Genomic DNA, 23,058 nt, shown 5'->3' with positions numbered 1-23,058 from the left:
CGGCCGGTGCGGCCCAGTCTCTCAGATCGCGACCTGGGTGCCAATCTCTACCACGCGTCCGGTGGGGATCTGGAAATATTCCGTCGCGTCCGCCGCGGTTCGCGCCAGGCCGATGAACAGCCGGTCCTGCCAGACCGGCATGCCGGAATTGGGCGAGGCCTTCAATGAGCGCCGCGACAGGAAGAAGGACGTCGTCATGATGTCGAACTTCCATCCCTGCTTGCGACAGATGGCCAAGGCGCGCGGAATGTTGGGCTGCTCCATATAGCCGAAAGTCAGCGTCACGCGCATGAACAGCTCGTTGACCGTCTCCAGCTTCACGCGCTCGCTGTCGGGCACAACCGGCTGCGGCGCCGTCACCACCGACAGGATGACGTTCTTTTCATGCAACACCTTGTAATGCTTCAGGCTGTGCATCAGCGCCGTCGGCGCACTCAGCGGATCGCTGGTCAGGAACACGGCGGTGCCCGAGACGAGCTGCGGCTTCTTCTTCAAGAGGTTCGCCGCCAGGAAATCGAGCGGGATCTCGTTGCGGCGGGTCTTGTCGAACAAATAGCGGCTGCCGCGCACCCAGGTCCACATGCCGAGGATGATGGCGAAGGCGACCGCGAGCGAGGCCCAACCGCCCTCGAACACCTTGACGATGTTGGAGGCGAAGAAGCCGATGTCGATGAAAGCAAACAGCACGGTCAGCACCACGGCTCGCCACAGCGGCCATTTCCAGATGCGGGCCATGACCACGAAAAGCAGCACGGTCGTCACCAGCATGTTGCCGGTGACCGAAATGCCATAGGCTGAGGCGAGCTTGCTGGACTCGCCGAAGCCAACCACCAGCAGCATCACCACTAGCGCCAGCAGCATGTTGACACGCGGCATATAAACCTGGCCGGACTGCTTTTCCGACGTATGCAGGATTTCGAGCCGCGGCAGCATGTTGAGCTGCACCGCCTGCCGCGTCAGCGAATAGGCGCCGGAGATGACCGCCTGGCTGGCGATGACGGTCGCCGCCGTCGCCAGCACCACCATCGGGACGAGCGCCCAGCCCTCGTTCATTTCGAAGAACGGATGGCCGACCATGCCGCCCTTGGCGAGCACATAGGCGCCCTGCCCGGCATAGTTCAGGAGCAGGCAGGGAAAGACGATCGCCAGCCACGCCAGCACGATCGGCTTGCGGCCGAAATGGCCAAGGTCGGCATAAAGCGCCTCGGCCCCGGTGACCGCTAGGAAGATCGCGCCGATGGTGACGAAGGCGACGTCGGGCGAGTGGATCAGGAAGGCAACAATGTAATGCGGGCTGATCGCCCACAGTATCTCCGGATCGGCAATGATGTGGTTCAGCCCGGAAAGACCTATTGCCAGGAACCAGACGGCCGTGATCGGACCGAAGATCATGGCGACGCCGCCCGTGCCGAACCGTTGCACGGCAAACAGGATGGCAAGGATAAGCAGGGTCAGTGGAACGACATAGGGCTGGAAGGCCGGCGTGACGACATTCATGCCTTCGACCGCCGACAGCACCGAGATGGCCGGCGTGATGACGGCGTCGCCGAAAAACAGCGACGCTCCGGCAATGCCGACCGCAAGGATGATTGCCGAGCGGCTCGAAAAACTGCTGCGCGCAAGCGCCATCAGCGACAGCACGCCGCCCTCGCCGCGGTTGTCGGCACGCAGGACGAACATGATGTATTTGATCGTGACGATGATCGTCAGCGACCAGATGATCAAGGACAGCACGCCCAGAATGTCGCCGCGGTCGGCGGCCGCACCGCGTGAGGACGCCACCAACGCTTCGCGAAACGCGTAGATCGGGCTGGTACCGATATCGCCATAGACGATGCCCAGTGCGCCAAGCATGAGAACCTTGGTGCTGTGCTGCTCGATTTCCGCGTGGCTCGATTGGTCGACGGGCTCTGCGTCTGCACTACCATTGGCAAGGGCCATGGACGACACTCCGATAAAACGCGCGGTGCTCTACGCTTGCTGCAGTGCAATATCAAGTGCCCTGACGTAAGGGCTCCCATGCCGCCGACGCACGGCTTCAAGTTTTACGGAACGGCCGGACCTCTTCGTCCGGCGAAAATCGGTCTCGTCAGATTGCGACCTGAGTACCGATTTCGACCACGCGTCCGGTAGGGATCTGGAAATATTCCGTCGCGTCCGCCGCGGTTCGCGCCAGGCCGATGAACAGCCGGTCCTGCCAGACCGGCATGCCGGAATTGGGCGAGGCCTTCAATGAGCGCCGCGACAGGAAGAACGATGTCGTCATGATGTCGAACTTCCAACCCTGCTTGCGGCAGATGGCCAAGGCGCGCGGAATGTTGGGCTGCTCCATATAGCCGAAAGTCAGCGTCACGCGCATGAACAGTTCGTTGACGGTTTCCAGCTTGACGCGCTCGCTGTCGGGCACAACCGGCTGCGGCGCCGTCACCACCGACAGGATGACGTTCTTTTCATGCAGCACCTTGTAATGCTTCAGGCTGTGCATCAGCGCCGTCGGCGCGCTCAGCGGATCGCTGGTCAGGAACACAGCGGTGCCCGAGACCAGCTGCGGCTTCTTCTTCAACAGGTTCGCCGCCAGGAAATCGAGCGGGATTTCGTTGCGGCGGGTCTTGTCGAACAAATAGCGGCTGCCGCGGATCCAGGTCCACATGATCAGCCCCATGATCGAGGCAACCGTGATCGACACCCAGCCGCCCTCGACGATCTTGACCACATTGGCCGAGAAGAAGCCGAGATCGATGACGCCGAACAGCAATGCCAACGCCAGTGCGGCCGCAACCTGCCATTTCCAGAGCCAGCGCATCACCACGAACAGCAGGATCGTCGTCATCAGCATCTCTCCGGTCACCGAAATGCCGTAAGCGGAGGCAAGCGCGCTCGAGCTGCCGAAGCCCACGACCAGAAGCATCACGCCGAGCGCGACCAGAAGGTTGACCCTCGGCATGTAGATCTGGCCGCTCTGCATCTCGGAGGTGTGCTGCACCTCGATACGGGGCAGAAGGTTGAGCTGCACCGCCTGCCTTGTCAGCGAGAAGGCGCCGGAAATGACAGCCTGGCTGGCGATGACCGTGGCCGCCGTCGCCAGCCCGACCATCGGCATCAGCGCCCATCCGGGCAGCATCTGGAAGAACGGGTTGGTGGGCTTGCCGCCATGCGAGAGCACGAAGGCGCCCTGCCCGAAATAATTCAAGAGCAGGCAAGGAAAGACGATTGCGAACCAGGCCATCACGATGGGCTTGCGGCCGAAATGACCAAGGTCGACATAGAGCGCCTCGGCGCCGGTGACCGCCAGGAACACGGCGCCCACGGTGACGAACGCGCCTGTCGGCGTGGTGGCCAGGTAGTAGATCGCGTAATAGGGATTGATCGCCAGGAAAACGGACGGGTCGTCGACGATATGATAGACGCCGGCCGCGCCGATCGCCACGAACCACGTCGCAGTCACGGGCCCGAACACCGCCGCCACCTTGCCGGTGCCGAAGCGCTGCACCGCGAAAAGCACGGCCAGGATGACCAGGGTGATCGGCACCACATAGGCATCCAACGCCGGCGTGACGACTTCCAGGCCTTCTACCGCCGACAGCACCGAGATCGCCGGCGTGATGATCGAATCACCGAAGAACAGCGCTGCCCCGCAAAGGCCGATCACCAGGATAAGGCGTGAACCAGGCGGGTAGGCGCTGCGCGCCAGCGACATCAGCGACAGCGTGCCGCCCTCGCCCTTGTTGTCGGCCCTTAGCACGAAGGCGACATATTTGATCGTGACGATGATGGTGAGTGCCCAGACGATCAGCGACAGCACGCCGAGCACATCGTGGCGGGCGACCGAGCTCGACGAGGCATGCAGCGCCTCGCGGAAGGCGTAGATCGGGCTCGTGCCGATGTCGCCATAGACGACGCCCAGCGCGCCAAGCATGAGCACCTTGGTGCTGTGCTGCCGTTCGGTTTCGGCATGGCCCGAGCGTTCGAGAGATTCCGTTTCGCCGGCGTTGGCTAGCACTATGAACCCCACTTCACCGGATTCGTCACGCTCCGAGCTCGCCGCAACGCGCGGGACGCACCAAGACTGCCGAAACTACGCAAGCCCTACCATCCGCAGGCCTTCAAGAACCGCCCGACCGTGCCGGCCATGCCATACTCGAGCGCATCCGCTGTCAACCCATGTCCGATCGATACTTCGGCCAATGCCGGGATGCGTTTGGCTAATGCCGGCAGGTTTTTCACGGTCAGATCGTGGCCGGCATTGACGCCGAGCCCGGCCTTGAATGCGGCATCGGCGGTTTTTCCCAGTCTTTCGAGTTCTTTCGCCGCCTTTTCGGAATCGGAATGGAAACCTCCATATGGCCCGGTATAGAGCTCGATGCGGTCGGCGCCGGTGTCGCGAGCCGCGTTGACCCCGCCCGGATCCGCGTCGGAGAACAGCGACACGCGGAAGCCGCCTTTCTTCAACCGCTTGACGATTGGAGTGAGGAACGCCGCCTGGGCGACGAAGTTCCAGCCATGGTCAGAAGTCGCCTGCGCCGGGTCGTCCGGCACCAGCGTCACTTGCTCGGGCTGGTTCTTTTCGACAAGCGCCAGGAAATCCTCGGTCGGGTAGCCCTCGATGTTGAACTCCGCGCCCGGAAACTCGTCGTCGATCAGAGCCCTGATCTCCGGCAGGTCGGAATGCCTGGTGTGCCGCTCGTCGGGCCTCGGATGCACCGTCAGCCCATGCGCGCCGGCGGCAAGCGCAATGCGGCCAAGCCCGGTGACGCTCGGCCATGGCAGGTCACGACGATTGCGCAGCATGGCGACAGCGTTGAGATTGACCGAAAGCTTGGCAGGCATGAGTTGGGGTCCAGTGGATCGGCGGGCATCTATACCGCCTTTAACGGGAACAGATAGAGGTTTCGCGTGTTCCAGGGGATAGTTGGAGGCTAAACCTCTCTGTTTCAACGCAATTCCGGACGGAAAACCGCGTCGTACTTTTCCTGGAATTGCTCGAGCGCAAGGATTTGCCCGTGAATTTCCTCGAAGCCGTGCCGGCGATCCGCCGCATCGAGACCAACCGCGACGCGCTTTTCGCCATCGACGTCGTCGGCGATGTCTCGCCGGCCGATGCGGAAAACCTGTTCGGCCTGCTGGAGGCCGCCTATGCGCTGCATCCGAGGATCGACGTGCTGGTGCGGCTGACCGACGAGGAAAGCGTCGACTGGGCCAATATCAAGCAAGACACGCTCCGGCAGGGCGTTGCCGACGCGATGCAACATGTCGTGCGCTGCGCCGTGATCGGCGAGCCGAGTTGGGCCTCCCTCGTCGCCGGCGTCTTCCCGAAGACGCTGCCTTTCGAATTCAGACGCTTCGACGTCGACGACGAGGAGGCCGCCTGGCAGTGGCTTGGCGCAAGGCCGATATGACATTCGCAAGCGTCAGCGCACCACTGTCAGCCGCTCGGCGGCACGGGTAATTGCCGTATAGAGCCAGCGCTGGCGGGTTTCCTTGAACGCCCAGCTCTCGTCGAACAGCACGACCTCGTTCCACTGCGAGCCCTGCGCTTTGTGCACGGTCAAAGCGTAGCCATAATCGAAATCGTCGAAGCGCTTCTTCTGCTGCCAGGGGATTTCGGCATCCGGGTCCTCGAACGCCGCCTTGAGCAGCTTGATCTTGGCGACGCCGCGGTCGGGGTCGTCCTCTTCCGGCGAGACCAGAAGGTTGATGCCGGGCTTCACCGTCTCGCGCGAGGAGGTCATCACCTTCCACAGCGAACCGTTGAGCAGCCCTTTGGCCGGATCGTTGCGCAGGCAGACCAGCTTGTCGCCGGCTTGCGGGAAATCGGCGTTGAACCCCTTCAGCTCGCGCAGCCTTTGATTGTAGCGCCGGCGCGTGCGGTTGGTGCCTACCAGCACCTGGTCGGCCTTGAGCACCAGTTCCTGGTTGACTGCTTCCCTGCCGATCACCTGCGCCGTACCGTAGTCGCCATGCATGAATTCGCGGCCCTCGCGCACGTCGAGCGCCAGCCGGATGATCGGATTGTCGCGCGCCTGGCGGTGGATTTCCGTCAACAGCACATCGGGTTCGTGCTCGGTGAAGAAGCCGCCGCCCGAAATCGGTGGCAGCTGCGCCGGATCGCCGAGCACCAGGATCGGCGTGCCGAAACTCTGCAGGTCGCGACCGAGCTGCTCGTCGACCATCGAGCATTCGTCGATGACGACGAGCTTGGCGCGCGAAATCGGGCTTTGCCGGTTGAGCGAGAAGGTCGGCGACATCGATGTCTTGCCGGTCACCTCGTCCTCGACCGACTCCTCACCTTTCGGCCTGTAGATCAGCGAATGGATGGTGCGGGCGTTGGTCGCCCCCTTCGAGCGCAGCACCTGCGCCGCCTTGCCGGTGAAGGCGGCGAACTGCACCTGGCCGTCGACATGCTCGGCGAAATAGCGCGCCAGCGTCGTCTTGCCGGTGCCGGCATAGCCGAACAGCCGAAACACCTGCGGCCGGCCCTCTTTGAGCCAACGCCCGACCGCCTTCAGAGCCTCATCCTGCTGGGGAGAAAATTCCATCAGTGCGACAGACCGGATTCGCTGACGAAAGACAAGATTGGCCGCCATATCGGCCGTTGCCGGCTGCGAGCGCCAGCCTCGACAACTCAGGCTATCAGCCACAAACCGGAACGTAAAGAGAACAAAGACGATCTATCGCCCTGCGCCCGGATCGTTCTCCAGCAGGATCGGCTTGCCATGCGGTGTGGCGTGCGCGGCGCGTTCCCAGGCGGCGGCCAGTTCATCCACCTCGCCCTTGCGGGCGATACCCTTCCTGGACAAAAGCTCCTCCAGCGCCGCCAGCCAATGCTCGTAGTAGTCGTGCCCGTCGCTTGCCGCGCCTGGCTGCTTCACCTCGGCCGAAAGCGCCTCCGCCCATTCGCTCCAGGAAAACAGGCCTTTGCCGTGCAGCGCAACCGTCAGGGCGAAGGCTTCGGCCTGCCACGGCTCGGCAAAGACCGGCTCATCGAAACCGGCCGGCAACGCGCCTTCATGCCGGCTCAAGATAGCTCTCCCAGGCATCGATCGAGACGCTGAGCGTCGGATCGGCGCCCTCGCCCCAGATCTCGCTCCCGTCGAACACCACGGTATAGACCCATTGCGGGTTCTCGCCTTTGCCATGCGCGTTGCTGTCGGGGAAGACAAAGCCGTCGCGCACCGCCTCGATCCTCCCGTTCTTGCCCCGGGCATAGCGCGGCAGGCGCGTATGGCCGGTCGGGTGAGAATTCTTCGTGCGCACCCGATCGCCCGCCCGAAAACGCGCCGGCTTGGCGACCGGCCGGTCGCACGGCCCGCCCTTGGCGAGCACCGCCGGTACATCCGCCGCCTTCAGCACTCTCTTCGGCGTCGCGGCGGGATCGACGGCCTTGCCGGCGGCAAGGTCGCGCTCGGTAACGAAGCCGTGGCGTTTCAGGAGCACTTCCAGCGCCTTGATCCATATTTGGTAGTAGCTCGAGGAATAATAGTAGGCGGGGTGCAGCGATTCCCGCGCATGCCGGCTCTCGTCGATGTTCCAGGCGCCCATGGACCCGGCGGTGAGTGTCACGCCGAGCGCCCGTCTTTCCCATGCGGCGTGGAAATAAGGCTCGTCCTTTTCCGGCGCGATCGGCCCAAAACCCATCTGCCCGCCGAGGTCCTGCGGCCCGTTCATGCCGGTTCCCCTTCCGGCTCTCTGGCAAGCGCGGTGCCGATCATCGCGTCGCGGCTGACCAGTTCGGCGAGCTGCTCTTCGCTCCAGCCCTCGGTCCCCTTGGGACGCATCGGCACCACCAGGTAGCGAAGCTCGGCCGTCGAATCCCAGACGCGGATTTTCTTTTCCGCCGGCAGTGTCAGCCCGAACTCCTCCAGCACGCCGCGCGGATCGATCACCGCCCGCGAGCGGTAAGGCGGCGCCTTGTACCAGACCGGCGGCAGGCCGAGCACCGACCACGGATAACAGGAGCAGAGCGTGCAGACGACGAGGTTGTGCGTCTCCTCGGTGTTGAACACGGCCTGCATGTGCTCGCCCTGGCGGCCGGTGTAGCCCAGCGAGGCGATCGCGGCCGTCGCGTCGCGCTTGAGCCATTCGGCATAGTCAGGATCGTTCCAGGCCTTCGCCACCACCCGCGCGCCGTTGCGCGGGCCGATCTTCGTCTCATAGGTGTCGACGATGACGTCGATCGCCGCAGGGTCGATCAGGCCCTTTTGGGTCAGGATCGTCTCCAGCGCGCGCACGCGCGCCGCGAACGGATCGAACTCGTTGTCGTGGTCATGATCATGGGACATGGCCATAGACTAGGATCGGCTACGGCCGACCGCAAGCGCCACGGCTTGGGCCAGCCGGAGCGATCTACTCGGCCGCCGTCTTCTGCGGCTCGGGTTCGCGATCGAACAGCGAGCGTTGCTCGCCGCTTTCCACCACATGCAGCGCCGGCCGGCTCCTCTTCGACGAGAAGCTGAGCAGCCAGCCGGAGAAGTTCTCGAAATAGACGTAGATCACCGGCGTCACGAACAGCGTCAGCGCCTGTGAAGCGAGCAAGCCGCCAACCACCGCGACACCGAGCGGCTGGCGCAATTCGGCGCTGGCGCCAGTGCCGAGCGCGATTGGGAACGTGCCCATCAATGCGGCCAGCGTCGTCATCATGATCGGCCGGAAGCGCATCAGGCAGGCTTTGTGAATGGAGTCCGTCGCCGACATGCCTTGTCGCCTGAGCTCCAGCGCGACATCGACCATCATGATGCCGTTCTTCTTGACGATGCCGATCAGCATCAGGATGCCGATCACCGCGATCACCGAGAGATCCATGCCGGCGAAGCGTAGCGCCACCACCGCGCCAAGCACCGCCGACGGCAGGCCGGTGAGAATGGTGAGCGGGTGGATGAAGCTCTCATAGAGCATGCCGAGCACGATATAGATCGTCAGGATCGCGCCGCCGATCAGCAGGCCCTGGTTGGCCAGCGAATCCTGGAAGGTCTTGGCCGTGCCGGCAAAGCTCGTCGAGATCTCTTTCGGCATGCCGATCTGGTCTTTGAGCTGGTCGATGCGGGTCACCGTGTCGCCGAGCGACACGCCCTGCGGCAGGTTGTAGGAGATCGTCACCGCCGGAAGCTGGCCGAGCTGATTGACCGTCAGCGCGCCGGCCGTGCGATCGACATGCGCGAAGGCGCCAAGAGGCACGAGGCTGCCGCTCGCCGTCCGCATCTGGATGGCGAGCATCCGCTCGGGCGACCATTCGATCTTGGGATCGAGCTCGGTGATGACCTCATAGCTGTCGGCCGAACCGAAGATCGTCGAAACCTGGTCGGTGCCGAAGCCGCCATAGAGGGCGGAACGCAGCGTGTCGGTGTCGATGCCGAGCTGGGCGGCCTTGTCGCGGTCGATCACCAGCGAGGCCTGCAATGCGTTGTCCTGCAAGTCGCTGGTGACATCGGTGAATCTCGTGTGGTCCGCGGCCATCGCGTCGTTCAGCTTCTGCGCCCAGATGTCGGTCTGGCGGGTATCCAGGCCCTGCACCACGAGCTGATAGGCGCTGGCCGACGACCGCGAGCCGAGCCGCAGGTTCTGCACCGGCTGCATATAGGTCTCGATGCCCGCCACGCCGGCCAGCTGGCGTCTGAGATCCGAAAGCACCTTCTCGATATTAGGCCGCTGATCCTTGCCCTTGAGCTGGACGAAGAGCTGGCCCTGGTTGAGCGCGTTGTTGCCGCTGCCCGCCGACCAGGCCACATGGTCGACATAGGGCGACTTCGAAAACACGCTTGCCACCTGCCCTTGCAGCTTCGCCATGGCATCGAACGAGATGTCCTGGCGCGCGATCGTGGTCACCGATATCTGGCCGATATCCTCCTGGGGAAAGAAGCCCTTCGGCGAGACCTGGATCACCCACACCGACGCCGCGGCGGTCGCGATGAAGACGAGGAACACCAGGAAAGTGTTTCGCAGGCAGAAGCCCAGGATCCGGTCGTAGCCGCGCGTGATGAGGTCCGGCTTATGACCGGGGGCGTGCTTTTCGCGATCGGCCTTGGTCACCGACAACAGGCGCGAGCAGAGCATCGGCGTCAGAGTCAGCGACACGAACATCGAGGCCAGGATGGCGACGGTCACCACGACCGCGAATTCGTTGAAGATGCGGCCGATGACGCCGCCCATCAGAAGCACCGGTATGAACACCGCCACCAGCGAGATCGAGATCGAGATGATGGTGAAGCCGATTTCGCGCGCGCCCTTCAGCGCCGCGTCGAAAGCCGGCAGCCCATCTTCTTCCATATGACGGAAGATGTTTTCCAGCATGACGATGGCGTCGTCGACGACAAGGCCGACGGCCAAAGTCAATCCCATCAGCGAGATGTTGTCGATCGAAAAGCCGAACAGGAACATCGCGCCAAGCGTGGCGATCAGCGAGATCGGCACCGCCACCGCCGGGATGATCGTCGCCGTCACCCGGCGCAGGAACACGAAGATCACCAGCACCACCAGCGCGATGGTCAAGAGCAGCGTGAACTGAACGTCGTCGACCGCCTGGCGGATCGATGTCGAGCGGTCGTTGAGCAGCTTGATCTGGGCGGCGGCCGGCATCTGCTCCTGGAAGGACGGCAGCATCGCCTTGACCTTGTCGACGACGTCGACGGTATTGGCGTCGGGCTGGCGCTGCACGGCCATGATGATCGCGCGCGTGCCGTCATACCAGCTCGCCGTCGTCGTGGTCTGCACGGAATCGACGACGCGCGTCACGTCGCCCAGCCGCACCGGACGGCCGTTCTTGGTGGCGATGATGAGGTTGGAGAAGCCGGCGGCGTCGGTGAGCTGCGTGTTGGCGGTAATCGTCAGCTGCTGCTTGTTGTTCTGCAGCACGCCGAGCGGGGTGTTGCTGTTGGCCGAGGTGATCGCAGCCTGCAGCTGATCGATCGAGATGCCGCGCGCGGCGAGCGCGGTCGGATCGATCTGGATGCGCACGGCATATTTCTGCTGCCCGAAGATCGAGACCTGCGCAACGCCGTCGATGGTCGACAGCGAAGGCGAGATGACGTTTTCCGCGAAGGCGTCGAGATCCGTCAGTGGGACCGTGTCGCTCACCAACGACATCAGGAGGATCGGCGCATCGGCGGGATTGACCTTGCGATAGCTTGGCGGCGAGGTCATTTCCGGGGGCAGCGATTTTTGCGTTCGCGCGATCGCTGCCTGCACGTCCGCGGCGGCGGCATCGATGTCGCGGTTGAGCACGAACTGGATGGCGATCGAGGTCTGGCCGAGCGAATTGGTGGTCGAGATCGAATCGATGCCGGCGATGGTCGCGAATTGCTTGATCAGCGGCGTCGCCACCGACGTCGCCATCGTCTCGGGCGAAGCGCCGGGCAGGCTGGCCGAAACGTTGACCACCGGAAATTCGGCGCTGGGCAGCGCCGCAACCGGCAAGAACTTGTAGGCAAAAATACCGCCCAGAATGAGGGCGAATGACATCAGAAGGGTGGCGACAGGCTTGCGGATGCAGAATTCGGAGATCATTGGCTCGCCCCGCTGGCCTTGTCGGCCTCCGCGACCTTGGGTGATGCCTGACCGCCGGATCCGGCCGCGGCTTTGCCTTCATGCACCGCCGCGCCGTTTTTCAACCGCGTCTGGCCTTCGATGACGACCTTCTCGCCGCTCTTGAGGCCATCGCTGATGGCGCTGTTTTGGCCCTCCGTCAGCGCCACCTGCACCGGCCGCATCTCGACGGTGTTGTCGGGCTTGACCACATAAACGAAGGGTCCTTTCTGGCTGGGCTGCACCGCGACCGTCGGAACCGAGGTCATCTGCGGCATCATGCCGGCCTCGAGCACCACGTTCACATATTGCCCGGGCCACAGCGAAAGATCCGGATTCGGTATGCTCGCCCGCGTGGCGATGGTGCCGGAGGCCGTGTCGACGCTGGAATCGACGAAATCGAGCGTGCCCTTGCCGATCGGCGTGGGATCGCCGTTCTTGGTCAGCGTCACGTCGCCTTGCTGTGGGTCGGCGAGCGCCTTGTGCAACAAGGCAAGGTTGCTCTCGGGCAGCGTGAAGTTCACCTGCAGCGGATCCATCTGCGTGATGGTGACCAGCGGCGTCGAGCTGCTCGAGTTGCCGTTGCTGGTGGTGACGAGATCGCCGACCGAGACGTTGATGGCGCCGAGCCGGCCCGAGATCGGCGCCGTAATCGTTGCATAGCTCAATTGCACGGTGTCGGCATCGATGGTCGCCTTGTCGGCATCGATCGTGGCGGCCGCGGCCTTCTGCGCCGCCAGCGCCTGATCGTAGGTCTGCTGCGTGCCGGCCTGCTTGGCGACGAGATCCTTGGCGCGCTGCAGATCGGCCTGGGCGCTCACCAGCATCGCCTGGTCTTTGGTGAGCTGCGCCTGATCCTTGGCGAGCTGCGCCTTCAGCGCACGGTCATCGAGCGAAATGAGCAGATCGCCGGCCTTGACCATCTGCCCGTCCTTGACCGCGATCGACACGATCTGGCTGGAGACACGGGCATTGATATTGACCACCTCCGGTGACGAGACGAAGCCGATGGCATAGCGGCGGATCGGAAAATCGGCGGTCGTCGCGGTGGCGGAGACGATCGAGGCCGAACGCGGACCTTTCGCATTGTCCGGGGCACCGGCCGCTTTGTCGCCGCTCGACGTCTTGTCCGAGGTGGCCACGCTGGCCTGCTTGCCCGAAATCAGCTGCTGGACCTTGGCCAACGTCGTGGGCGAAAGATAGAGCCCGGCGCCCGCCAGGCAGGCGACCGCAACAACTGCAAAGGCGATTTTTCCGCGCATCGACAAATAACCTTCTACCCGACACGCCGATACCGGTGGTCCATTGTAGCTCGCTTCACGACCTCGTGCCGCGATTTTCGTGGAGTAGATAGGACAAGGCTTTGGCGGAAAAGGGCCAAAACGGGGCATTACGAAGATTTAATGTGCACTGCACAATGGCCAGGCAGCCGGCTAAGGAGGCCCGCGACGCCTCTGCGACCGATCCAAAAGACTATCAGATGTGTTGATATTCAGGTCAGGCCGCGCCGAAAATGGTGGATTCCGAGAACCGGAGCGGAGCGTACTTTTCGTACGTGAGCACCGGAAGCGCAGGAAGCCGCCATTTGCAGGCCGGCCTCACCTGAATATCGGCATATCTAACGGAGCATCGGCCACAGCGTCGCGGCCAGCAGCACGCCCATGGCGATGTTGAACCATTTCAGCCGCACCGGATCCGACAGGAAGCCACGCAGCGCCGTGCCGAAGCCGGCCCACACCGAAACGCTGGGCAGGTTAACGATGGTGAAGGCGATCGAGATGAGCGCCACCGAGACGAATGGGTGATCAGCATTGGTGTAAACGGCCATCGCGGTGATTGCCATCACCCATGCCTTGGGGTTGACCCACTGGAATGCGGCGGCGTCGATGAAGCGCATCGGCCGCCCCTCCGCCCCTTTTCCGTCGCTCATCGAGCGCGACATGGCGATCTTCCAGGCGAGGTAGAGCAGGTAGGCGGCGCCGGCGATCTTCAGCGCCGTATGCAGCGCAGGGAAAGCCGTCAGCACCGCGCCGAGCCCGAAGCCGACGGCCAGCAACAGGACCAGGAAGCCGATGCTGATGCCCAGCATATGCGGAACCGTCCTGGCGATGCCGAAATTGACGCCTGAAGCGAGAAGCATGAGGTTGTTCGGCCCCGGCGTGATCGAAGTCACGAAGGCATAGACCAACAGGGCAAGGAATGTGTCGAGCGACATGTTATCCTCCCGGATATGTCAGCCTTGCTGTCCTTTTAGCAAATGCGCAAAGCCAGAAACGGGCAACCGCCGGGCCAAGCTTGAAACAGGACGATCGTCCTGTTCACATTCCCTGCGGACCGCGGTTCATCGCGGCGACGCCGGTGCGACAGATCTCGACCAGGCCGAGCGGCTTCATGATGGCGATGAACTGGTCCAGCTTCGAGCCCTTGCCGGTGATCTCGAAGATGAAATGCTCGGTGTTGGCGTCGATGACCGAGGCGCGGAAAGCATCCGCGAGACGAAGCGCCTCGACCCGGGCGTCGCCGGTGCCGGCGACCTTGACCAGAGCGAGTTCGCGTTCCAGCGGCCGCTCCTGCCCAAGCTGATGCGAGCGCACTGTCAGGTCCACCACCCGGTGCACCGGCACGATGCGCTCGAGCTGATGCTTGATCTGCTCCATCACATGCGGCGTGCCGCGCGTCACGATGGTGATGCGCGACAGATGCTTCTCATGCTCGGTTTCCGAAACGGTAAGGCTCTCGATGTTGTAGCCGCGACCCGAAAACAGGCCGATGACGCGGGCAAGCACACCCGGCTCGTTGTCGACCAACACTGAAAGCGTATGCGTTTCCGGCTTCTCGGTCTCCTTGGCGATGAAATAGGCGGAGCCGGTCGGTTGAAGGTGCTGTGCGTTCATAAGGTGAATCTCGATTTCAGACGTTTGAGCTAATTCTCTGTTTGCGCACGGCTTTCTCTCGATAGCCCCGCCTTGATGGCTGGTGTTATGGGGGAGCATGATGTTGCCCGAAAACCGCTTCTCACTTTTCGGCATCATGCTCTACACCAGTTCCCTGCCCTTGGCGTCGATGGCGTTGGCCACCGCCTCGTCGGTCGCCTCGTCCGGCAGGAGCATCTCGTTATGCGCCTTGCCCGACGGGATCATCGGGAAGCAGTTGGCCAAGGTCGCCACGCGGCAGTCGAACAGCACCGGCTTCTTGACCGAGATCATCTCCTTGATCGCGTCGTCGAGCTCGTCCGGCTTGTCGCAGCGTATGCCGTGGCCGCCATAGGCTTCCGCCAGCTTGACGAAGTCGGGCATCGCTTCGGTGTAGGAATGCGACAGCCGGTTGCCGTGCAGCAGCTGCTGCCATTGCCGCACCATGCCCATATACTGGTTGTTGAGGATGAAGATCTTGATCGGCGCCTCATACTGCACCGCCGAGCTCATCTCCTGCATGGTCATCTGCACGGAGGCGTCGCCGGCGATGTCGATGACCAGCGCATCCGGGTGCGCGATCTGCACGCCGAGCGCCGCCGGCAGGCCGTAGCCCATCGTGCCCAACCCGCCCGATGTCATCCAGCGGTTCGGCTTGTCGAAATGATAGTGCTGCGCCGCCCACATCTGGTGCTGGCCGACCTCGGTGGTGATGTAGGTGTCCTTATCTTTGGTCAGTTCGTAGAGCCGCTGGATCGCGTATTGCGGCATGATCACGTCGTTGTTCATCTTGTAGGCGAGCGAGTCCCGCGCGCGCCATTTCGCGATCTGCTCCCACCACGGATAGAGCGCCTTCTTGTCGACCTTGGCGGTCGCTCGCCACAGCCGCACCAGATCCTCCAGCACGCGGCCGACATCACCGAGGATCCCGACATCGGCATGGACGTTCTTGTTGATCGAGGACGGATCGATGTCGATGTGGATCTTCTTCGAGTTCGGCGAGAACGCACTGAGCCGGCCGGTGATGCGGTCGTCGAAGCGCGCGCCGATGCAGATCATCACGTCGCAATCATGCATCGCCATATTGGCTTCGTAGGTACCGTGCATGCCAAGCATGCCGACCCAGTTCTTGCCCGAGGCCGGATAGGCGCCGAGCCCCATCAGCGTCGAGGTGATCGGGAAACCGGTGAGGTCGACCAGCTCGCGCAGCAGATGGCTGGCTTCCGGGCCGGAATTGATGACGCCGCCGCCCGAATAGATGATCGGCCTCTTCGCGCCGGCCATCAGCTCCACGGCAGCCTTCACCTTCTCCAGGTCGCCCTGGACCTTCGGCTGGTAGCTGGTGCGCGGCGCCGTCTGCGGCGGCACGTAGATGCCCTTGGCGAACTGCACGTCCTTCGGGATGTCGACCACGACCGGGCCGGGACGCCCCGTCGTCGCGACATGGAAGGCCTCATGGATGGTGGCGGCGAGCTGGTTGACGTCCTTCACCAGCCAGTTGTGCTTGGTGCAGGGCCGCGTGATGCCCACCGTGTCGCATTCCTGGAAGGCGTCGGAGCCGATCAGCGAGGTCGGCACCTGGCCGGTCAGGCAGACCAGCGGGATGGAATCCATCAACGCGTCCTGCAGCGGCGTCACCGCATTGGTGGCGCCGGGGCCGGACGTCACCAAAAGCACGCCGGCCTTGCCGGTCGAGCGCGCATAGCCTTCGGCCGCGTGGCCGGCGCCCTGTTCGTGCCGGACCAGAATGTGCTCGACCTCGTCCTGCTGGAAAATCTCGTCATAGATCGGAAGCACCGCGCCGCCCGGATAGCCGAAGACATGCTTGACGCCGTTGTCCTTCAGCGCCTGCACCACCATCTCCGCGCCTGTCATCTCGCGCCGCTCGTTCTGTCCGTTGCTCATCGGTCTGGTCCCGTACTGTCCGCCGTCTGGCGATTTGCTGCTCGTTAAGTTGGTTGAAGGCAATAAAAAAGGCCCCCGAGGGAGCCTGTGGGATGCGCATGGGAGGTTTTCGCCCGGCGGTTACACCGCCTTGCCCACGCGCCAGCCTACGAGAATGAGTGCCGTTTTCATGGGCGCGGACAATAAGGGCCAAAACGCGGGCTCGTCAATGGGGTCCCGTGCGAATTCACCCGTCTGTGAGAACGGCGCCGACGCACTCCCATCGTACAGCTACCATAGTACAGTTGAGCGTGCCTCTCCGACACACCACTATGCGCGGGCAAAAGACGTGCGAGGAGGACGCATGGCTGGCGAGCGGGAGCATATACGCGAGATCGAAGAGGTGCTGTCCGGCGTGCGATCGTCTCGCGACGATATCGTGGTCCAATCCTGGCTGCGCTGCATCGACACTCATCGGCTCGACCCGGCACGGCCGACCGAAGCCTATATCGTCTTAACAGGTTGATTTCATTGTAACCCTTTATGAGCGTCACGATTGGCACGCCGCTACTGCTCATGCCGGACTCTAGCAAAGTGGAGGAGAACAAATGCTCGAGAGGACACCCACCACCAAGGCGCAGGCGCTGCTCGACAAGTTCGGCAAGGCGCTGGAAGCCGGCGACATCGACAGCGCCGTCAACTGCTTCCAGGCCGATTGCTACTGGCGCGACCTCGTCACCTTCACCTGGAACCTGAAGACGATGGAGGGCCAGGACCAGATCCGCGACATGCTGCAGGCGACGCTGGCCAGCACCAAGCCGACGGGCTGGGCGGTGGCCAAGGGCGAGGAAGCGAGCGAGGACGGCGGGGTCACCACCGCCTGGATCACCTTCGAGACGAGTGTGGCGCGCGGCTTTGCCTCGTGCGGTTCAAGGGCGACCTGATCTGGACCCTGCTCACCACCATGGCGGAGCTGAAGGGCCATGAGGAGAAAGCGGGCTTCACCCGCCCGCTCGGCGCCAAGCATGGCCACGGCAAGGGCCGCAAGACGTGGCGTGAGGAGCGCGACGACGAGATCGCCGAGCTCGGCCACACCAGGCAACCCTATGTCGTCATCATCGGCGGCGGCCAGGGCGGAATCGCGCTCGGCGCCCGGCTGAAGCAGCTCGGCGTGCCGGCCATCATCGTAGAGAAGAACGAGCGTCCGGGCGACTCCTGGCGCAAGCGCTACAAGTCGCTCTGCCTGCACGACCCGGTCTGGTACGATCACCTGCCCTATATCGACTTTCCGAAGAACTGGCCGGTCTTCGCGCCGAAGGACAAGATCGGCGACTGGCTGGAAATGTACACCAAGGTGATGGAGCTGAACTATTGGAGCTCCACATCAGCGAAATCCGCCAAATACGACGAGAAGGCCAAGGAATGGACGGTCGTCGTCGAGCGCGACGGCAAGGAGATCGTGCTGAAGCCGAAACAGCTGGTGCTGGCGACCGGCATGTCGGGCGAGGCGAACTGGCCGAAATACAAAGGCCAGGACATCTTCAAGGGCGAGCAGCAGCACTCCTCAACCCATCCCGGCCCGGACATACCGCGGCAAGAAGGTGGTGGTCATCGGCTCCAACAACTCGGCGCATGACATCTGCGCGGCGCTGTGGGAAGGCGGCGCCGACGTGACCATGGTGCAGCGCTCGTCGACCCACATCGTCAAGTCGGACACGCTGATGGATATCGGGCTTGGTGCGCTCTACTCCGAGCAGGCGGTGGAGAACGGGATGACGACCGGCAAAGCCGACATGATCTTCGCTTCGCTCCCCTACCGCATCCTGCACGAGTTCCAGATTCCGCTCTACCGGCAGATGAAGGAGCGCGACGCGAAATTCTATGACGACCTGGAAAGGGCCGGCTTCATGCTCGACTGGGGGACGACGGCTCTGGTCTTTTCATGAAATACCTGCGCCGCGGCTCCGGCTATTACATCGATGTCGGCGCCTGCGAACTCGTCATCGACGGCTCGATCAAGCTGAAGAGCGGACCGGGCGCGGCGGTGCAGGAACTCACCGAAACCGGCGTGAAATTCGTCGACGGCACCGAATTGCCGGCTGACCTGGTGATCTATGCCACCGGCTACGGCTCGATGAATGGCTGGGCCGCCGACCTCATCTCGCAGGAGGTGGCGGACAAGGTCGGCAAGGTCTGGGCCCTCGGCTCCGCCACCACCAAGGATCCCGGTCCCTGGGAGGGCGAGCGGCGCAACATGTGGAAACCGACGCAGCAGGAAGCGCTGTGGTTCCATGGCGGCAACCTGCACCAGTCGCGCCACTATTCGCAGTATCTGTCGCTGCAGCTGAAGGCCAGGCAGGTCGGCTTGCCGACGCCTGTTTATGGACTGCAGGAGGTCTACCACAAGAGCTGACGCACGGCGCTCTCGCGGATAGCAGAAGCCCGGCCAACCGGGCTTCTGTCATCTAGCCGCGTTTTCAGCAGCGAACTTTTTCACCACCCGATCGAGCAAGGGCACGTAGTCGCGGAAGGCACGCGTCTTCATGTCGGCGACCTTGCCACCCTCGTCCCAGATGCGCACGCGCACCGCTTCGTCGTGGAAGGGATTGCCGCGGAACTCAGCCACCTCCTCCGCGCTCATCGGCCCGCCCTGCAGCGACAGCGTATGCACCGAGGCAGGCGACAGCTTGCTGAAATAGGTCGGATCGGTGGCGCAGAGATAGCGCTTGGCCGCGACATGCAGCCTGACGCATTCGACGATAACCGGCGGGAAGAACGGCGCCAGCACCTCGCCGCCCGCCTCGTCATGGTGCTTGTCCTCGACGTCGTCGGGCGAATAGGTGCCGAACTCGCTGGTGTAGTGGCCGATGTCGTGCAGCAGCGCCGCCGCCACAAGCTCCTCCGGTGCGCCGTCCTGCTCGGCCAGCCATGCGCCCTGCAGCATATGCTCCGACATGGTGACCGCCTCGCCGAGATAGTATTCGGCGCCGCGACGCTCGAAAATATCGGCGATGAACTCGACGATGTTGCCTGCGTTCAATTCGTTCATTCCGCCGCCTCCCTGAAACCATGCTCGATCGCCGCAAGCGTCGACAGCAGGCCATCCTTGTCGGCGTAGCAGCCCTGCAGCCAGCGCTTGCCGCTGCCGGAAAACGCCTTGCGCGCGTGCATGACGCGGGTGTTGTCGACGATGAAGGATTGCCCCGCCTCGAGCTTGAACGTCACCTCGAAGGCCGGATCCTCGATCAGCTCGGCGAACCGGCGATAGGCCGCGTAATATTTGTCCATCTCGGCGAAGGGCACATCGACGGCCGGCGCCAGAGAGCGGTTGTTGAAGCGGATGCAGATCAACTCGCCATCGGGCCCGAGCTCGATCATCGGCCGCTTGGACTGCAGCCGCACGCCCGACGAGCCGGCATATTCGAAACGCGCCGGATAGGAAGAAAGCAGCCGGAAGCCGTCCGGGTTTTCCGACTGAAGGGCGGCAGCCACCGCGAACCCGTCGATGACGCTGGATTCGCCGCCTTCCACCGTGTTCTCGATACAGGCGAGGATCTGCAGCGTCGGCACCGGATCGCGATAGGGATTGTCGGTATGCGCCTGCAGGCCGAGATTGGTGTAGGCGAGATTGTTCGGGTTGACCTCGGCCCGCACCTCGAACCAGCGCCCGTAATTGGTCTCTCTTATATAGCCGAAAAGCTCCGCCACCTTGCACAGCGCGCCGGATTCGGCGGGCAGGCCGTCCATGACGGCGAAGCCGAAGCTGCGGACCGCGGCCAGCCATTGCCGCAAGACGTTGCTGTCGCTGCTGGCATCTGCATAGGCGGCGCGCGGCACGGAATTCTGCATCGTGGCTTTCGTCCAGCGCTCTATGTCGCTTCCCGTCCAGCCAGGCTCGCGAGCCTCCTTGCGATCGTAGGCATGAGCGCGGAGCCAGCTTGCGGAAAAGCTGGCGGTCTTGCCTTCAGGAGCGAATGTGACCTCCAGCGCTCCGCCCTTGATCTCAGCCGCGCCGATCCGCGTTTCCGCCGGAATATCGAGGATGGTAATCAGCCGCTGTCCGTTGCCGTCACTGCGCGTCTTGTCGTCCAGCGCATTGTCGCGCAGCCATATGGCATGGAAGCGGCTCACCGTTCCGTCCTTCCAGCCAAGCGCGATCACTCGTCCGCCATCGCCCAGCGTTGCCGTCGCCAACATATCCCGAAAGCTCCCATCCTCTACCCGCCACTAGGGGCACGGATTGCATGCTGGCTTCGCCAGAGGCATAATTCAAATTATCGTTTTGCGGGTATTGGCGCTAAATTCCTGATGGCTGGAATAGCTTTCGATACGATGCCTCCTCTCGACTGGCTGCGCAGTTTCGAGGCTGCCGCCCGCCTGTCGAACTTCACCGCCGCGGCCGCGGAGCTCGGGCTCACGCAAGCCGCCGTCAGCCAGCACATCCGTTTTCTGGAAGAGCGGCTCAGGACTCGATTGTTCGCTCGCCTGGCGCGCGGCGTGGCATTGTCGCCGGAGGGCGCGGCCTATCTCCCGCATATCCAGTCGGCATTCGCGACCATCGGCAACAGCACCAATGAGCTGTTCGAGCCGCGCGCCGTGCAGACCGTCTCGATCCGGGTTCCGATCTCGTTTGCCCTTCTGGTGCTGGTCCCGGCCTTGCCCGAGCTGGCAAAAGCGCTGCCGCAGATCCGGCTCGATCTGGTGACCATCCATCGGCCGACCGACTACGACCAGCCCGGCTCGGCGCTCGACATACGATTCGGCAACGGGTCCTTTCCCGGGCGCGAGGCCGACCGGCTGACGGTCGAGCGGCTTGTCCCGGTCGCGGCTCCGCCGTTCGCCCGAGAAGCCGATTGGACGTCGTTGCCGCTGCTCCTGGTGGCGGGCGCGCGCGAGATGTGGGCGGAATGGTTTGCCGCCGCGGGGCTTGCAGGCCATTCCCGTCGCTCGCATCGCTTCGACAGTTTCGTCACCGCCATGGAAGCGGCGAAGGCCGGCGCCGGAGCACTGCTCGGCTCGCGGCCGCTGATCGACGCGGCCCTCAAGGACAAGGTTCTCGTCAGGCTTTCGGATTTCGAGCTTTCGAGCCCATCGGGCCATTTCCTGACGAGACCGTCATCATCGCGACTGTCCGGCGCCGAGCAGGATTTCCGCGGCTGGCTCCTGTCGCACATTGCCGGAAGTTCAGGATAGCGTGTCGGCCGCTGCTCCGATCCGTTTCCAGTAGATAAGAGTGCCGGTGAGCCCGCCGTGGGGCTTGAGCGCGAAATCGGGGATCTCACCGGCCAAGGTGAAACCGAGTTTCTCATAAAGCCCGGCCGCGCCCTCTTCGCTGGCGGTGTCCAGCACCAGCAGCGTGCGGCCTTTCTCGACGGCCAGTTTCTCCGCTGCCCGCATCAGGCCCGTCGCCACGCCTTTGCCGCGATGGTTTCGGCCGGCCATCAGCTTGGCGATCTCGGCGCGGTGCGGTTGATTGGGCGGGAAGTCGAGAAGCAGCGTGACGGTGCCGGCAAGCGCATCGCTCCGCCATGCGCCCAGCACCGCCCTTTCCCCGCGCGCGGCCGCGGCAAGCGACTTGCGCCAGAAATCCCGCGCCGCCTCCGCCGACAACGGATGCATGAAGCTCACCGACCCGCCGGCGGCGACCGTCTCGATCAACAGATCGGTGAGCATCGCGATGGTCGCCGCATCGTCACTCAACGCCCGGATTTCAAGGGAATTCATGCTGGTGCTCTCCAGGTGACGAAAAAACATCGGGAACAGGTCATTCGAAATGGCTGATGCGTTTCCGTCGTCGTGCCCGCCGGATTTCGGCGATGCGGTCGGCGTCGTCCTCGCTGAGATGGCGGCCACGCTCCAAGATCTCGAGCGTATATTCCTCATAGGTCAGGCCGAGCCGTTCGGCCCTCTCCAGCCGCATCAGCATGACGGCGTGGCTTGGCGCCTTCCAGGCCTTGTCGTGGGCGGCGCGCCAGGCGATGAAGGTATAGGCATCGCCCTTGCCCCAGGGCGGGCCATCGTAGTCATCGAGCGGCGGCCCGCCATTGTGCGAGCGTTTTGGCCGGCGAGACATCGGGGTCAGTCCCTGACCAGCGCCACGAGATACTCCGCAGCATCCGGTCCGGGAGCATGAAAGACGCAATCCGAGGGCGCGCCCAGCGCCAGGCAGTCACCGGGCTCGAGCCTGTGCACCACATCGCCCTCGGTGAAATCCAGCCTTCCGTCGATCAGCCATATCTGCTGCTTGATGAAGGCGTATGATGCCGCCGGGAGACTAACCTTGGCACCTGCCGGAAGGCTGACCCTGACCAGTTCCAGCGGCATCTGCGATGCCGGCGATAGATGCCGTCTGATGTACCCGGTTGCCGGATCCCGCCAGACCGGCTGCTCGTCGCTGCGCGAAACACCGCCGCCTTGCATCTCGGCCCGTGCGATCAGCGTCGACAACGTCATGCCGAAGGCCGCCGCGATCCGCACCAGGAGCGCCGCGGTCGGGCTGGTCGTACCGCGTTCGATGGCGCTCAGCATCGCCTTCGAGACGTCCGAACGCTCCGCCAATTCGGCCAGCGACCAGTTCCTCACCGTCCTTTCGGAGTGTATCCGCCTGCCGATCGTGGCTGTGATGTTGTTCGATATATCGATCATTCGTCCAATATAGCGGAATTCCGAAAACCGGGAAGAGCCTATTCGATCGAGTTGTCGCGGCTGGTTTAACGCTGCCTACACCATCCGACCTCACCTGACTTTA

At 63.4% G+C, this 23,058-nt stretch carries 20 protein-coding genes and 1 pseudogene; 4 read left to right on the top strand and 17 right to left on the bottom strand.

Annotated features, from left to right (window positions below; all coding sequences use genetic code 11):
• Nucleotides 1–21: 21 nt before the first annotated feature.
• The 3 genes from LB528_RS07465 to LB528_RS07455 form a co-directional block, all read right to left on the bottom strand.
• Nucleotides 22–1,941 (bottom strand): potassium transporter Kup, encoded by a 1,920-nt coding sequence (locus tag LB528_RS07465; protein ID WP_224516321.1) that lies wholly within the window; start codon nt 1,939–1,941, stop codon nt 22–24.
• A 148-nt stretch (nt 1,942–2,089) separates the two neighbouring features.
• The gene (locus LB528_RS07460) at nt 2,090–3,916 is read right to left on the bottom strand and encodes a potassium transporter Kup (protein ID WP_224516373.1); all 1,827 of its coding nucleotides are present in this window, start codon (nt 3,914–3,916) and stop codon (nt 2,090–2,092) included.
• Between the two features lie 170 nt (nt 3,917–4,086).
• Entirely contained in the window at nt 4,087–4,827 is a 741-nt protein-coding gene (locus LB528_RS07455) for a pyridoxine 5'-phosphate synthase (protein WP_224714374.1), read from the bottom strand.
• A 173-nt stretch (nt 4,828–5,000) separates the two neighbouring features.
• On the opposite strand from LB528_RS07455, the gene LB528_RS07450 reads away from it, so the two are divergent.
• On the top strand, nt 5,001–5,396 hold the full coding sequence (locus tag LB528_RS07450) for an STAS/SEC14 domain-containing protein (RefSeq protein WP_224714373.1): 396 nt from the start codon (nt 5,001–5,003) through the stop codon (nt 5,394–5,396).
• Nucleotides 5,397–5,408: 12 nt separating this feature from the next.
• Here LB528_RS07450 and LB528_RS07445 read toward each other — a convergent pair whose 3' ends face one another.
• From LB528_RS07445 to LB528_RS07405, 9 genes are all read right to left on the bottom strand, one after another.
• On the bottom strand, nt 5,409–6,536 hold the full coding sequence (locus LB528_RS07445) for an ATP-dependent RecD-like DNA helicase (protein WP_224714372.1): 1,128 nt from the start codon (nt 6,534–6,536) through the stop codon (nt 5,409–5,411).
• Between the two features lie 132 nt (nt 6,537–6,668).
• Nucleotides 6,669–7,019, bottom strand: coding sequence for a nitrile hydratase accessory protein (locus LB528_RS07440; protein WP_224714371.1), 351 nt, complete (start codon nt 7,017–7,019; stop codon nt 6,669–6,671).
• On the bottom strand, nt 7,006–7,665 hold the full coding sequence (gene nthB / locus LB528_RS07435; RefSeq protein ID WP_224714370.1) for a nitrile hydratase subunit beta: 660 nt from the start codon (nt 7,663–7,665) through the stop codon (nt 7,006–7,008). Before nthB ends, LB528_RS07440 begins: the two co-directional genes overlap by 14 nt.
• Nucleotides 7,662–8,279, bottom strand: coding sequence for a nitrile hydratase subunit alpha (gene nthA / locus LB528_RS07430; RefSeq protein ID WP_224714421.1), 618 nt, complete (start codon nt 8,277–8,279; stop codon nt 7,662–7,664). The genes nthB and nthA overlap by 4 nt, the downstream gene beginning before the upstream one ends.
• A gap of 64 nt (nt 8,280–8,343) precedes the next feature.
• Nucleotides 8,344–11,496: an efflux RND transporter permease subunit gene (locus LB528_RS07425; protein WP_224714369.1), complete on the bottom strand. Its 3,153-nt coding sequence runs from the start codon at nt 11,494–11,496 to the stop codon at nt 8,344–8,346.
• Nucleotides 11,493–12,776 (bottom strand): efflux RND transporter periplasmic adaptor subunit, encoded by a 1,284-nt coding sequence (locus tag LB528_RS07420; RefSeq protein WP_224714368.1) that lies wholly within the window; start codon nt 12,774–12,776, stop codon nt 11,493–11,495. Before LB528_RS07420 ends, LB528_RS07425 begins: the two co-directional genes overlap by 4 nt.
• Before the next feature lie 356 nt (nt 12,777–13,132).
• On the bottom strand, nt 13,133–13,729 hold the full coding sequence (locus LB528_RS07415) for a LysE family translocator (protein WP_224714367.1): 597 nt from the start codon (nt 13,727–13,729) through the stop codon (nt 13,133–13,135).
• Between the two features lie 103 nt (nt 13,730–13,832).
• Complete coding sequence (gene ilvN, locus LB528_RS07410) at nt 13,833–14,408, bottom strand: acetolactate synthase small subunit (RefSeq protein ID WP_224600848.1); 576 nt, start codon at nt 14,406–14,408, stop codon at nt 13,833–13,835.
• Nucleotides 14,409–14,549: 141 nt separating this feature from the next.
• On the bottom strand, nt 14,550–16,331 hold the full coding sequence (locus LB528_RS07405) for an acetolactate synthase 3 large subunit (RefSeq protein ID WP_224516333.1): 1,782 nt from the start codon (nt 16,329–16,331) through the stop codon (nt 14,550–14,552).
• A 343-nt stretch (nt 16,332–16,674) separates the two neighbouring features.
• On the opposite strand from LB528_RS07405, the gene LB528_RS07400 reads away from it, so the two are divergent.
• A complete protein-coding gene (locus LB528_RS07400) occupies nt 16,675–16,836 on the top strand; it encodes a hypothetical protein (protein ID WP_224714423.1) in 162 nt (53 codons plus the stop codon).
• Nucleotides 16,837–16,918: 82 nt separating this feature from the next.
• Nucleotides 16,919–18,723, top strand: a pseudogene (locus LB528_RS07395) (NAD(P)/FAD-dependent oxidoreductase).
• A 48-nt stretch (nt 18,724–18,771) separates the two neighbouring features.
• Here LB528_RS07395 and LB528_RS07390 read toward each other — a convergent pair.
• A complete protein-coding gene (locus tag LB528_RS07390) occupies nt 18,772–19,359 on the bottom strand; it encodes an HD domain-containing protein (RefSeq protein WP_224714366.1) in 588 nt (195 codons plus the stop codon).
• The gene (locus LB528_RS07385) at nt 19,356–20,507 is read right to left on the bottom strand and encodes a gamma-butyrobetaine dioxygenase (RefSeq protein WP_224714365.1); all 1,152 of its coding nucleotides are present in this window, start codon (nt 20,505–20,507) and stop codon (nt 19,356–19,358) included. The genes LB528_RS07390 and LB528_RS07385 overlap by 4 nt, the downstream gene beginning before the upstream one ends.
• A gap of 111 nt (nt 20,508–20,618) precedes the next feature.
• Here LB528_RS07385 and LB528_RS07380 point away from each other — a divergent pair, with 111 nt between their 5' ends.
• Nucleotides 20,619–21,503, top strand: coding sequence for a LysR family transcriptional regulator (locus LB528_RS07380; RefSeq protein ID WP_224516337.1), 885 nt, complete (start codon nt 20,619–20,621; stop codon nt 21,501–21,503).
• On the opposite strand, the gene LB528_RS07375 is transcribed toward LB528_RS07380, so the two are convergent.
• From LB528_RS07375 to LB528_RS07365, 3 genes are read right to left on the bottom strand one after another with little or no spacing between them, the layout of a single operon-like run.
• Entirely contained in the window at nt 21,495–22,034 is a 540-nt protein-coding gene (locus LB528_RS07375; RefSeq protein WP_224714364.1) for a GNAT family N-acetyltransferase, read from the bottom strand. The genes LB528_RS07380 and LB528_RS07375 overlap by 9 nt on opposite strands.
• A gap of 40 nt (nt 22,035–22,074) precedes the next feature.
• A complete protein-coding gene (locus LB528_RS07370) occupies nt 22,075–22,383 on the bottom strand; it encodes a hypothetical protein (protein ID WP_224516338.1) in 309 nt (102 codons plus the stop codon).
• 5 nt (nt 22,384–22,388) lie between these two features.
• Nucleotides 22,389–22,955 (bottom strand): helix-turn-helix domain-containing protein, encoded by a 567-nt coding sequence (locus LB528_RS07365; protein ID WP_224714363.1) that lies wholly within the window; start codon nt 22,953–22,955, stop codon nt 22,389–22,391.
• Nucleotides 22,956–23,058: the final 103 nt, after the last annotated feature.

This window comes from Mesorhizobium sp. CA4 (genome assembly GCF_020165075.1).
Taxonomy (GTDB): Bacteria; Pseudomonadota; Alphaproteobacteria; order Rhizobiales; family Rhizobiaceae; genus Mesorhizobium.
The sequence above is the reverse complement of the archived record's forward strand: the minus strand, read 5'-3'. Positions and strand labels throughout refer to the sequence as shown.

What these genes read in the sequence shown, in the direction of transcription:
- LB528_RS07465 (WP_224516321.1), bottom strand. Translation starts at nt 1,941, where the DNA reads ATGGCCCTTGCCAATGGTAGTGCAGACGCAGAGCCCGTCGACCAATCG.
- LB528_RS07425 (WP_224714369.1), bottom strand. Translation starts at nt 11,496, where the DNA reads ATGATCTCCGAATTCTGCATCCGCAAGCCTGTCGCCACCCTTCTGATG.
- LB528_RS07420 (WP_224714368.1), bottom strand. Translation starts at nt 12,776, where the DNA reads ATGCGCGGAAAAATCGCCTTTGCAGTTGTTGCGGTCGCCTGCCTGGCG.
- LB528_RS07405 (WP_224516333.1), bottom strand. Translation starts at nt 16,331, where the DNA reads ATGAGCAACGGACAGAACGAGCGGCGCGAGATGACAGGCGCGGAGATG.
- nthA (WP_224714421.1), bottom strand. Translation starts at nt 8,279, where the DNA reads ATGTCCCATGATCATGACCACGACAACGAGTTCGATCCGTTCGCGGCG.
- LB528_RS07375 (WP_224714364.1), bottom strand. Translation starts at nt 22,034, where the DNA reads ATGAATTCCCTTGAAATCCGGGCGTTGAGTGACGATGCGGCGACCATC.
- nthB (WP_224714370.1), bottom strand. Translation starts at nt 7,665, where the DNA reads ATGAACGGGCCGCAGGACCTCGGCGGGCAGATGGGTTTTGGGCCGATC.
- LB528_RS07460 (WP_224516373.1), bottom strand. Translation starts at nt 3,916, where the DNA reads ATGCTTGGCGCGCTGGGCGTCGTCTATGGCGACATCGGCACGAGCCCG.
- LB528_RS07415 (WP_224714367.1), bottom strand. Translation starts at nt 13,729, where the DNA reads ATGTCGCTCGACACATTCCTTGCCCTGTTGGTCTATGCCTTCGTGACT.
- LB528_RS07385 (WP_224714365.1), bottom strand. Translation starts at nt 20,507, where the DNA reads ATGTTGGCGACGGCAACGCTGGGCGATGGCGGACGAGTGATCGCGCTT.
- LB528_RS07445 (WP_224714372.1), bottom strand. Translation starts at nt 6,536, where the DNA reads ATGGAATTTTCTCCCCAGCAGGATGAGGCTCTGAAGGCGGTCGGGCGT.
- ilvN (WP_224600848.1), bottom strand. Translation starts at nt 14,408, where the DNA reads ATGAACGCACAGCACCTTCAACCGACCGGCTCCGCCTATTTCATCGCC.
- LB528_RS07400 (WP_224714423.1), top strand. Translation starts at nt 16,675, where the DNA reads ATGGCTGGCGAGCGGGAGCATATACGCGAGATCGAAGAGGTGCTGTCC.
- LB528_RS07365 (WP_224714363.1), bottom strand. Translation starts at nt 22,955, where the DNA reads ATGATCGATATATCGAACAACATCACAGCCACGATCGGCAGGCGGATA.
- LB528_RS07370 (WP_224516338.1), bottom strand. Translation starts at nt 22,383, where the DNA reads ATGTCTCGCCGGCCAAAACGCTCGCACAATGGCGGGCCGCCGCTCGAT.
- LB528_RS07380 (WP_224516337.1), top strand. Translation starts at nt 20,619, where the DNA reads ATGGCTGGAATAGCTTTCGATACGATGCCTCCTCTCGACTGGCTGCGC.
- LB528_RS07455 (WP_224714374.1), bottom strand. Translation starts at nt 4,827, where the DNA reads ATGCCTGCCAAGCTTTCGGTCAATCTCAACGCTGTCGCCATGCTGCGC.
- LB528_RS07390 (WP_224714366.1), bottom strand. Translation starts at nt 19,359, where the DNA reads ATGAACGAATTGAACGCAGGCAACATCGTCGAGTTCATCGCCGATATT.